This window comes from Rhodovulum bhavnagarense (assembly GCF_004343505.1).
GTDB lineage: Bacteria > Pseudomonadota > Alphaproteobacteria > Rhodobacterales > Rhodobacteraceae > Rhodovulum > Rhodovulum bhavnagarense.
In genome coordinates, this window is the sequence record NZ_SLXU01000010.1 from 60,800 (window position 1) to 72,253 (window position 11,454).

An 11,454-nucleotide genomic window follows, 5' to 3' on the forward strand; every position below is an offset into this window, starting at 1 on the left:
GGGCAGGATGATCACAAATCATCCCCCGGATGCCTTCAAATACGGCACTGCCGTCACGATCCGTCGTGAAATGCCAGCCCGCGCTTGCAGCCCCCTTGGTTTTCCGCACATATCCCGCAAGACATTACCGTTCCAGACATCCTGGAGGCTGCCCCGTGACTGACGTCGACCTGCGCACAAGTATCCTGCGTCACCTGACCTATTCGCTGGGCAGCGATGCCGACCATGCGACACAACATGACTGGCGCATCGCGCTGTCGCTGGCCGTGCGCGACCGGTTGATCGAGAACTGGCACGCCGCGTCCCGCGCGACGCGCGCGGTCGGGGCCAAGCGGGTCTATTACCTGTCGATGGAATTCCTGATCGGCCGCCTTCTGGAAGATGCGATCGTCAACCTGCGTCTGGAGGACGAGGCGCAGCAGGCGTTGACCGGCCTTGGCCTGGACCCGGTCGCGGTGATCCAGGACGAACCGGACGCGGCGCTGGGCAATGGCGGTCTGGGGCGGCTGGCGGCCTGTTTCATGGAATCGCTGTCCACGCTGGGCGTGCCGGCCTTCGGCTATGGTATCCGCTATGAACACGGCCTGTTCCGCCAGTCGTTTGAGGAAGGTCGCCAGATCGAGACCGCCGAAGACTGGCTGACGCAATACCACGCCTGGGAATTCGAGCGCCGCGACGTGCGTTTCAAGATGTGTTTCGGCGGCGAGGTGGTCGAGGAGGGCGGCAAGCCCGTCTGGCACGGCCAGGAGGCGGTGATGGCGCAGGCCTATGATACGCCCGTCATCGGCTGGCGGGGGCGCTGGGCCAATACCCTGCGGCTGTGGTCGGCGCAGCCACTGCATGGCTTTGACCTGGACCGGTTCAACCGCGGCGAATACGCGGCGGCGGCAGAGCCCGAGGCGCTGGCGCGGACGATTTCGCGGGTGCTGTACCCCGACGACACGACCGAGCAGGGCAAGGAGCTGCGGCTCAAGCAGGAATATTTCTTCACCGCGGCCAGCCTGCGCGACATCCTGCGCCGGTTCGAGGCCGAGGGCGGCGCGCTGACCGATCTGCCGAAACGCGCGGCGATCCAGTTGAACGATACCCACCCCGCGATTGCCGGGCCGGAACTGGTGCGCCTGTTGCATGACGAACGCGAGATGCCGCTGGATCAGGCCATCGCCACCGCGCGGGGCTGCCTGAGCTATACCAACCACACCCTGATGCCCGAGGCGCTGGAACGCTGGTCCGAGGATCTGATGACCAGCCTGCTGCCGCGCCACATGCAGCTGATCGAGCGGATCGACGCCGCCCACGCCGCCGAACAGCCCTCGCGCAGCGTCAGCCTGACCGGCGATGGCGAGGTGCGGATGGGCGAACTGGCCTTCGTCATGGCGCACAAGGTCAATGGGGTCTCGGCACTGCATACCGATCTGATGAAAAAGACGGTCTTTGCCGAGTTGCACCGCCTGCACCCGGACCGCATCGTGAACGAGACCAACGGCGTGACGCCGCGGCGCTGGCTCTTGTCGGCCAACCCGCGGCTGAGCGGTCTGATCACAAGGACCATCGGCGAAGGCTGGGTCGACGACCTGGAACAGCTGGAACGGCTGGAGCCCAGTCTGACCGATCCGGCCTTTCTGGACGCCTATGCCGCGGCCAAACGCGCCAACAAGGCCGATCTGGCGGACTGGCTGGCGGCCGAGCACGGGGTGCAGGTCGATCCCGACGCGATGTTCGATGTCCAGATCAAGCGCATCCACGAATACAAGCGCCAGCACCTGAACATCCTGGAGGCCATCGCGCTGTGGCGCGACATCAAGGCCAACCCGCAGGGCAACTGGGTGCCGCGGGTCAAGATCTTTGCCGGCAAGGCGGCGCCGGGATACTTCTTTGCCAAGGAGATCATCCGCCTGATCAACGATGTGGCCGCCGTGATCAATTCCGATCCCGAGACGAACCGGTATCTGAAGGTGATCTTCCTACCCAACTACAATGTCAGCCTGGCCGAGCGGTTGATCCCCGCCTCCGACCTGTCCGAGCAGATTTCCACCGCGGGCAAGGAGGCCTCTGGCACCGGCAACATGAAATTTGCCCTGAACGGCGCGCCGACCATCGGCACGCTGGATGGCGCGAATGTCGAGATCCGCGATCGCGTGGGGGCGCGCAACTTCTTCCTGTTCGGGATGACCGCGGATGAGGTCGAGGCCCGGCGCGCGGTACCCGAACATGCCGCGCAGGCCATCGCGGCCGATCCCAGGCTGTCCGGTGCCCTGATGGAGATTTCGCGCGGCACCTTTTCGCGGCGCGACAGGCACCGCTATCGCGGGGTCGTGGCGAATCTGTCGGGTGCGGATTACTTCCTGGTCTGCTCGGATTTCACCGCCTACTGGGATGCGCAGCGCCGGGCCGACGCGGCCTTTGCCGATGCGGATGCCTGGCGGCGGATGGCGGCCTGCAACACCGCGCGGTCGGGCTGGTTTTCGTCCGACCGCACGATCCGGGGTTACATGGCCGACATCTGGGACGTTGTGGCCGTCAGGTCCGGGCTTGACGAGGCTATGCAACCACCCGGCTCTTCCCTAGGCTAGGGGTATGAACCCGTCTCACGCCGCCCCGCATGACAGTCCTTTCCCCATGTCCGAGGCGGCGCACCGTCTTCAGACGGGAACGCATGACGATCCTTTCGCGGTGCTGGGGCCGCATTTCCATGGCGGGAGCCGGCATGTGGCCGTGTTTCATCCCGGTCTCGCCGGGCTAGAGGTGCTGGCACATGACGCCACCTACCCCCTAGCCCGCCACCCCGGTGCGCCCGACCTGTTTTCCGGCCCTGTGCCGGGGGAGGGGCCATATCGTTTGCGCGCCACCAATGGCGAGGGCCATGTCTGGGATTTCGATGATCCATACCGCTTCGGTCCTGTCATTGGCGAGATGGACGAATACCTGTTGGGCGAGGGCACGCATCACCGGCTGTGGCAGGTGCTGGGCGCCCATGTCCGCGAGCACGAGGGCGTGGCGGGCACCCATTTCGCCGTGTGGGCGCCGAATGCCCGGCGCGTCTCGGTCGTGGGGCCGTTCAACGGCTGGGACGGACGGCGCCACCCGATGCGGCGCCGGGGCGCGACGGGAGTTTGGGAGATCTTTCTGCCCGGCATCGGCGAGGGCGAGGTCTACAAGTACGAGATCCTGGGCGCGGACGGGGTGCTGCAACCGCTCAAGGCCGACCCGGTGGGCTTCGGGGCCGAACACCCGCCTGCCACCGCCAGCATGGTGCGCGACATCGCGGGCTATGGCTGGCACGATGGCGAATGGATGGCCGCGCGGGCGGCGCACAATGCCCGGACCGCGCCCATCTCGATCTACGAGGTGCACCTGGGATCGTGGCGGCGCCGGGTCGAGGACGGCAACCGCCCGCTTTCCTATCGCGAGGCCGCCGAGGAACTGGTGGATTACGTCCACGACATGGGGTTCACCCACATCGAGTTCCTGCCGATTTCCGAACATCCCTTCGACGGGTCCTGGGGCTATCAGCCGGTTGGGTTGTTCGCGCCCACCGTCCGCCACGGCCCCCCGCATGAATTCCGCGACCTGATCGACGCTGCCCATGCCAAGGGTCTGGGCGTGATCCTCGACTGGGTGCCCGCGCACTTTCCCTCTGACGCGCATGGGCTGGCCCGGTTCGATGGCACGGCACTGTACGAACACGCCGACCCGCGCGAGGGGTTCCACCGTGACTGGAACACCCTGATTTACAATTGCGGCCGGACCGAGGTCGCCAATTTCCTGTTCTCCAACGCGCTTTACTGGCTTGAGGAACACCATGTCGACGGGCTGCGGGTCGATGCCGTGGCGTCCATGCTCTACCGCGATTATTCCCGGCCCGAGGGAGAGTGGATACCCAACATCCATGGCGGGCGCGAAAACCTTGAGGCGATCTCGCTTTTGCAACGGATGAACACGCTGGTCTATGGCGAGGTGCCGGGCATCCTGACCGCGGCCGAGGAAAGCACGTCCTTTCCGGGTGTCTCGCAGCCGGTCGATGCCGGTGGGCTTGGCTTTGGTTACAAGTGGAACATGGGCTGGATGAACGACACGCTGGACTATTTTGCGCGCGAGCCGGTCCACCGCAAGTTTCACCATCACCAACTGACCTTTGGGCTGCTCTACGCCTTTTCGGAAAACTTCATCCTGCCGATCAGCCATGACGAGGTTGTCCACGGCAAAGGCAGCATGTTGTCCAGGATGCCCGGCGATGATTGGGAACAATTTGCCAACCTTCGCGCCTATTACGGGTTCATGTGGGGGCATCCCGGCAAGAAGCTGCTTTTCATGGGCCAGGAATTCGCGCAGCGCGGGGAGTGGGATTATCGCGGTCAGCTGGACTGGGGCGTGCTGGGGGCCGGGCGCCACGCGGGCATCCAGCGACTGGTGCGCGATCTGAATGCGCTGTACCGCGACACCCCCGCCCTGCATGCCAAGGATTGCGAGGGCGACGGGTTTCGCTGGATAGAGGCGGGGGCGGGCGATATCTGTGTCTATGCGTGGCTGCGCCAGGGGGGGGGCGACGATCCGCCGGTGGCCGTCATATGCAACCTTACGCCGGTTGAACGCAGGGATATACGCATCGGCCTGCCGTGGTCGGGGCATTGGTGCGAGGTGCTCAATACCGACTCTGCGGCCTATGGCGGGGGCGAGCGTGGCAATCTCGGTGGCGTCGGCGCAACAGATACGCCCAGTCATGGTTTTCCTGCCTCGGCTCTGCTGACCTTGCCGCCGCTCTCGGTGCTATTCCTGGTGCCAGAGGCGTGACCCTGAGGGAGGACTGTCCATGGAAACGCGCTATAGCAGGCTGTCCAGCCGAACGATGGCATTTGTGCTGGCCGGTGGCCGTGGCAGCCGCCTGAAAGAACTGACCGATCACCGGGCGAAACCGGCGGTCTATTTCGGTGGCAAGACGCGGATCATCGATTTCGCGCTGTCCAATGCGCTCAATTCCGGTATCCGCAAGATGGCGGTCGCCACCCAGTACAAGGCGCACAGCCTGATCCGCCATTGCCAGCGCGGCTGGAATTTTTTCCGCGCGGAACGCAACGAATACCTGGACATCCTGCCAGCCAGTCAGCGGGTGGCGGAAAACCAGTGGTATCTCGGCACGGCCGACGCGGTGACGCAGAATATCGATATCGTCGACAGCTACGGCGTGGACTACGTTTTGATCCTTGCGGGCGATCACGTCTACAAGATGGATTACGAGATCATGCTGCGCCAGCATGTCGCGAACAAGGCCGATGTCACCGTGGGCTGTCTGACCGTGCCCAGGGCGGATGCAGGCGCCTTTGGAGTGATGCAGGTCGACGAGAACGATCGCATTACCGACTTTGTCGAGAAACCCGCCGATCCGCCGGCGATGCCCGGCGATCCCGATCACTGTCTCGCGTCGATGGGGATTTATGTCTTCGACTGGAAATTCCTGCGCGAATTGTTGGTGCGCGATGCCGAAGATTCCGCGTCCAGCCACGATTTCGGCAAGGACCTGATCCCGCAAGTGGTCCGCCAGGGCCGCGCGATCGCCCACCGCTTTGCAGAGTCATGCGTCAAGGATCATCCTGACGCCCCGGTCTATTGGCGCGATGTCGGCACGGTGGATGCTTTCTGGAAGGCCAATATCGACCTGACCGATTTCACACCCGAGTTGAACCTGTGGGACCGCAACTGGCCGATCTGGACCTATTCCGAAAGCGTGCCGCCCGCGAAATTCATCCATGACGAAGAGGATCGGCGCGGTTCCGCAGTGTCGTCCATGGTGTCGGGGGGATGTATCATCTCGGGGACAGAGGTGCGCAACTCGTTGCTTTTCACGATGGTGAACACCAACTCCTACGCGGTTCTCGATCACGCGGTGGTGCTGCCCTATGCGACGGTCGGGCGTCATGCCCGGTTGAGAAACGTGGTGATCGACCGCGGCGTGGTAATCCCCCGCGGTCTTGTCGTGGGCGAAGACCCCGAGGAAGATGCGAAATGGTTCCGCGTCAGCGAAGGGGGGATCACGCTGATTACCCAGAACATGCTGGACCGGAGGGCAGGGTCGTGATCCGTGTTCTTTCCGTCGCATCCGAATGCGCCCCGCTGATCAAGACCGGGGGGCTGGCCGACGTGGTGGGCGCATTGCCTGCCGCGCTGGCCGGCGAGGGTGTCGAGATGCGGGTTCTGTTGCCCGGCTATCCGGCCGTTCTGGCGGCGGCGCGCGATTTCGACCGCGTCCTGGATGTGCCCGATCTCTTTGGCGGACCCGCGCGACTGTTGGCAGGCAAGGCGGTGGGGTTGTCACTTTTCGTGCTGGATGCGCCCCACCTTTATGACCGCGAGGGCGGCCCCTACCTGGATGCGGCCGGGCGGGACTGGGCCGATAACGATATGCGTTTTGCGGCGCTGTCATGGATGGGCGCGCGGATCGGGGCCGAGGGCGCAGAGGGTTGGCGCCCGGATGTCGTGCAGGCCCATGACTGGCAAGCGGGGCTGACGCCGCTTTACCTCAAGGCCGGCGGTTTCGAGTTGCCGACGGTGATGACGGTTCACAACATCGCCTTTCACGGGCTGATGCCGCCCGAACGGACCGAGCGGCTGGGCCTGCCTGGATGGGCGTTCCAGCCCGAGGGGATGGAATATTATGGCCAGGTCTCGGCGTTGAAGGCGGGGTTGGTCTATGCCTGGAAGGTCACGACCGTCAGCCCGACCTACGCGCGGGAGCTAAGAACGCCCGAGTTCGGCGAAGGGCTGGATGGTGTTATCCGGGCGCGCGGTGCGGATGTTCTTGGCGTGCTGAACGGGATTGACGAGGGGATCTGGAACCCCGCCACCGATCCCGATATTGCCCCCTATAAACAGCCGCGCGGCAAGTCTGCCGCCCGTCGCGCGCTGATCGCAGAGACCGGCCTGCCCGAGGGCGACGGGCCGCTTTGCGTCGTGGTCTCGCGGATGACCGGCCAAAAGGGTCTGGACCTTCTGCTTGAGGCGCTGCCGGGCCTTTTGGCCCGCGGCGGACGCCTGGCGCTTTTGGGGTCGGGCGAGCCCGCGCTGGAAGAGGCCTGGCGCGCGGCCGCCGACCGGTACGCGGGTGTGGCGGTTCGGATCGGCTATGACGAGGCGCTGGCCCACAGGCTGATCGCGGGGGGCGATGCGATCCTCGTGCCCTCGCGTTTCGAACCCTGCGGCCTGACACAGCTCTACGGGCTGCGCTATGGCACCGTGCCGGTGGTGGCACGCACCGGGGGGCTGGCGGACACCGTGATCGACGCCAATCCCGCCGCACTGGCGGCCGGCGTGGCCACGGGGATACAATTCACCCCGGTCACGGCGCAGGCCCTGGGCACCGCACTGGACAGGTTGTGCGACCTGTATGCGCAGCCCAAGGTTCTTGAACGGATTCAGCGCAACGGGATGCGCGCGCCTGTCGGCTGGGGGGCCTCGGCGGCGGCCTATGCGGCCCTTTATGCCGGGATGCTGGCCCAGACATGATCCTGCCGGTCAAGATGCAGGCCGGGCGCCCCGAACCGCTGGGCGCCCGGTTCGACGGCGAGGGCGTGAATTTCGCCGTCTTCTCGGAACATGCCAGCCGCATGATCCTGTGCCTGTTCGACAAGACGGGGCGCAGGGAGATCGCGAATTTCGACATGCCGGAACGGACGGACCATGTATGGCACGGCTATATTCCCGGCCTGCGTCCGGGACAGCATTACGGCTATCGCGCGCATGGTCCCTATCGCCCCGACGAGGGGCATCGGTTCAATCCGCACAAGCTGTTGATCGACCCTTACGCGCGGCGGATCAGCGGGCACCCGGCCTGGCACGACGCGCTGATGGGCTACGAGGTGGGTAACCCCCGCGCCGATCTGAGCTATGACAAGCGTGACAGCGCCCCCCATGCGCCTCGTTCCATCGTGGTTGCGCCCGGTTTCGACTGGGCGGGCGATGTCCCGCCGGGCACACCCTTGACCGATACCGTCATTTACGAGGCCCATGTAAAGGGCCTGACCTTCCGCCATCCGCGAGTGCCCGCGCCGGGCACGTTTCGGGCGCTGGCCTCTGATCCGATGCTGGACCATTACACCCGCCTTGGCATCACCGCGATCGAGCTTTTGCCGGTTCATGCCTTCCTCAACGATCGGTTCCTTGTCGAAAAGGGGCTGACGAATTACTGGGGATACCAGTCCATCGGGTTCTTTGCACCCGACCCGCGCTACATGGAAACCGGCGATATAGCAGAGTTCCAGCGGATGGTGGCGCGGTTGCACGCCGCCGGGATCGAGGTGATCCTCGACGTGGTCTACAACCATACCGGCGAGGGCAACGAGCTTGGCCCGACACTTTGTTTTCGCGGGCTCGACAACGCGTCCTATTACAGGCTCGCCGACGACCGGCGGCATTATGTCAACGATACCGGCACCGGCAACACTTTGAACACGAACCACCCGATGGTGCTGCGCATGGTGATGGATTCCCTGCGCTACTGGGTCGAGGTGATGCATGTGGACGGCTTTCGTTTTGACCTGGCTGCCACGCTGGGACGGATGCCGCACGGATTCGACCCGCGCGCGCCGTTCTTTCAGGCCATCCGGCAGGACCCGGTGCTGAACCGGGTCAAGTTGATTGCCGAGCCCTGGGATATCGGCCCCGGCGGCTATCAGCTTGGCGCCTTTCCCGCGCCGTTTTCGGAATGGAACGACAAGTTCCGCGACGGCGTGCGGCGATTCTGGCGCGGCGATCCGGGGCGCGCGCCGGACCTTGCGGGGCGCATCATGGGCTCGGCGCCGCAATTCGACCATTCCGGGCGGCCCGCGACCGCGTCGGTCAATTTCGTTACGGCCCATGACGGGTTTACCCTGGCCGATGTCGTCAGCTACCTGTCAAAGCACAACCTGGCCAATGGCGAGGAAGGGCGCGACGGGCATAACGCGAACTATTCCGACAATCTCGGGCATGAAGGCCCGACCGAAGATGAGATGATCCTTTCGGCGCGGGCGCGACGGCGGCGCAACATGATGGCGACGCTGATGCTGTCGCAAGGGGTGCCGATGATCCTGGCGGGCGATGAGCTGGGCCACGGCCAGCAGGGCAACAACAATGCCTATTGCCAGGATAACGCGACGTCCTGGATCGACTGGCAGGCGGTGGATGATGACTTTCTCGCCTTTACCGCCAGGGTGATCGCCCTGCGCAAGGCGCATCCGATCCTGCGCCAAAAGCTGTTCCTGCATTCGCGCGAACGCGCGCTCGACCGGATCGAGGACCTGTTCTGGCGTCGCGCCGACGGTGCCGCGATGCGACGGGCCGACTGGGAAGACCCCGAATTGCGGCTTTTGGCTGTCGAAATGCGCACCGCGTCTGGTACGCCGGAATATGCCACGCTGGAATACGCGATCTTCGCGGTGTTCAATGCCGGCGAGGCGGTTGCGGTCAGCGTGCCCGAGGCCCCCGGAAACCAGCGCTGGAGTTTGCGGTTGGATACCTCGCGCCCTGGTCTGGGCACCGCCCCGGTGACGGGCATTCTGGACATGCCCGCAGAGGCGGTCGTCGTTCTGGTGCTGGAGCCGGCGTCATGAGCGCGCTTGGGGCGCTGGCGCGCGCGGCGGGCGTTTTGCCAGTCTATCGTGATCTTGCGGGTGTGGCCCACCCAACCGGGCCAGAGACCGCCCGCGCGCTGTTATCGGCGATGGGGTTGGCGGCTGAAACCGAGGCCGAGGCCGCCGGAACGCTGGCCGCATGGCAGGCCGAAACGTCCGGGCGCGCCTTGCCAGCGTGGGCGGTGGCAGAGCCGGGCAACGCGCCCGATCTGCGCCCCGTCCGGGGCGGGGAGTGGCACCTGCAACTGGAGGATGGCACCCAGCACGAAGGCCGCGCCGGGGACCGCCTGGCTCTGCCGCCACTGCCTTTAGGCCTGCATCGGCTGATTTTCGACGGGCAGGAGACCACGCTTTTGGCTGCGCCTGCCGCACTGCCCCTGCCGCCGCGCGGCTGGGGGGTGATGCTGCCGCTTTACGGGTTGCGCGATGAGGCCCGCGGGGGGCTGGGCGATTATGCCGATCTGCATCTGGCCCTTGCCGGGATCGCGTCGCAGGGGGCGGGCTTTGTCGGGATCAATCCGATCCATGCCGGTTTCCCGGGCGATCCGACGGCGATCAGCCCCTATTCGCCCTCGTCGCGACGCCGTTTCAACGTGGCCCATATCGCCTGCCCGCAAGAGACTGCGCTGCCGGGTCGGGTGCTGGTCGATCATGCCCCTGCCATTGCTGCCCGGATGGCCTGTCTTCGGTCGGAATTCGCGCACCTTTCCCCAGATGATCATGCCGCGCTGGCGGTCTTTCGCCGTGCCGGTGGGGCAGAGCTTGAGCGCTTTGCCATTCACCAGGCGCTTTCACGGCATTTCGGCGAGTACTGGACTGGCTGGCCCGTCGAATTTCATGCAGTCGACGGCCCCGCCGTGGGCCGTTTTGCCGTCGAACATGCCGATGAGATCGCCTTTCATGCCTGGCTGCAATATCGTGCCGAGACGCAACTGGGCGCGATCCGGGACGTTGCGCGGACACAGGGGATGGCGCAGGGCCTCTATCTGGATCTGGCCGTGGGCACCCACCCGGCCGGGGCCGAGACCTGGGCCGATCCCGATCTTTTCGCGCGCGGGGTTTCGCTGGGGGCGCCGCCCGACCCCTTTGCGCCCCAGGGCCAAAGCTGGACGTTGGCGCCAATGATCCCGCACCGGCTGGCCGCGCGCGGGTTTGCGCCGCTGGCCGAGATCCTGCGCGCCCAACTGAAATTCGCCGGCGCGCTGCGGATCGATCATATCCTTGGGTTCGACCGTGCCTTTTGGGTCCCCAAAGGGGCGCCGGGGGCCTATGTCGCCATGCCCAGGGCTGCGATGCTGGCCGTCGCCCGGATCGAGGCCGCGCGGGCGGGTGCGGTCCTGGTGGGCGAGGATCTGGGCGTTGTGCCCGATGGGTTGCAGGCGGATCTGGCGGGGGCCGGTGTGCTTGGCTGTCGGCTTGCGATGTTCGATCATTCACCCGGCGCCTGGCCCGAGGCGGTCATGGCCAGTTTTGGCACCCATGACTTGCCCCCCTATTCCGGCTGGCGTGAGGGAATCGACATCGACTGGCACGAAAGGCTGGGCCACCTGACATCTGACGCGGCACGCGCGGCGCGGGCGCAGCGGCTGGACGATGCGCGGGATTTGGCCGCGCGCACCGGCGGGGCGGATGTGGACGCGCTGTACCGCCTGCTGGCCGCGTCACCCGCCCGCCTTGTGGCGGTGCAGATCGAGGATATCCTCGGGCGCGAGGCGCAGGCCAATCTGCCCGGTACGATAGACAGCCATCCCAACTGGCGCCGCCGGATCGGGCCGGCGCCCGGTGCGCTTGGGCAATGCGATGCCCTGGCCCGGACTGCCCGCGCAATGCAGGACAACGGACGATAGGAGCC

The 11,454-nt window shown here is 65.6% G+C and carries 6 protein-coding genes; all 6 read left to right on the forward strand.

What is annotated here, in order from left to right; genetic code table 11:
* Positions 1 to 155 precede the first annotated feature (155 nt).
* Genes EV663_RS10750 through EV663_RS10775 form a run of 6 tightly spaced genes read left to right on the forward strand, consistent with a single transcriptional unit; the run spans position 156 to position 11,449 of the window.
* A complete protein-coding gene (locus EV663_RS10750) occupies positions 156 to 2,573 on the forward strand; it encodes a glycogen/starch/alpha-glucan phosphorylase (protein ID WP_243697943.1) in 2,418 nt (805 codons plus the stop codon).
* 4 nt (positions 2,574 to 2,577) lie between these two features.
* Entirely contained in the window at positions 2,578 to 4,791 is a 2,214-nt protein-coding gene (gene glgB / locus EV663_RS10755; protein WP_425057139.1) for a 1,4-alpha-glucan branching protein GlgB, read from the forward strand.
* A gap of 19 nt (positions 4,792 to 4,810) precedes the next feature.
* Complete coding sequence (gene glgC / locus EV663_RS10760) at positions 4,811 to 6,073, forward strand: glucose-1-phosphate adenylyltransferase (protein WP_132951806.1); 1,263 nt, start codon at positions 4,811 to 4,813, stop codon at positions 6,071 to 6,073.
* Positions 6,070 to 7,497, forward strand: a complete 1,428-nt coding sequence (glgA, locus tag EV663_RS10765; protein WP_165910180.1) for a glycogen synthase GlgA — start codon at positions 6,070 to 6,072, stop codon at positions 7,495 to 7,497. The genes glgC and glgA overlap by 4 nt, the downstream gene beginning before the upstream one ends.
* Positions 7,494 to 9,581 carry a glycogen debranching protein GlgX gene (gene glgX / locus EV663_RS10770; protein WP_132951808.1) on the forward strand — a complete coding sequence of 696 codons (2,088 nt, stop codon included), beginning with the start codon at positions 7,494 to 7,496 and terminating at the stop codon, positions 9,579 to 9,581. The genes glgA and glgX overlap by 4 nt, the downstream gene beginning before the upstream one ends.
* The gene (locus EV663_RS10775; RefSeq protein ID WP_132951809.1) at positions 9,578 to 11,449 is read left to right on the forward strand and encodes a 4-alpha-glucanotransferase; all 1,872 of its coding nucleotides are present in this window, start codon (positions 9,578 to 9,580) and stop codon (positions 11,447 to 11,449) included. The genes glgX and EV663_RS10775 overlap by 4 nt, the downstream gene beginning before the upstream one ends.
* Positions 11,450 to 11,454 lie beyond the last annotated feature (5 nt).

Bases quoted from the DNA above. Each gene is read 5' to 3' on its own strand.
- glgB (WP_425057139.1), top strand. From the start codon at position 2,578: ATGAACCCGTCTCACGCCGCCCCGCATGACAGTCCTTTCCCCATGTCC.
- EV663_RS10775 (WP_132951809.1), top strand. From the start codon at position 9,578: ATGAGCGCGCTTGGGGCGCTGGCGCGCGCGGCGGGCGTTTTGCCAGTC.
- glgX (WP_132951808.1), top strand. From the start codon at position 7,494: ATGATCCTGCCGGTCAAGATGCAGGCCGGGCGCCCCGAACCGCTGGGC.
- glgC (WP_132951806.1), top strand. From the start codon at position 4,811: ATGGAAACGCGCTATAGCAGGCTGTCCAGCCGAACGATGGCATTTGTG.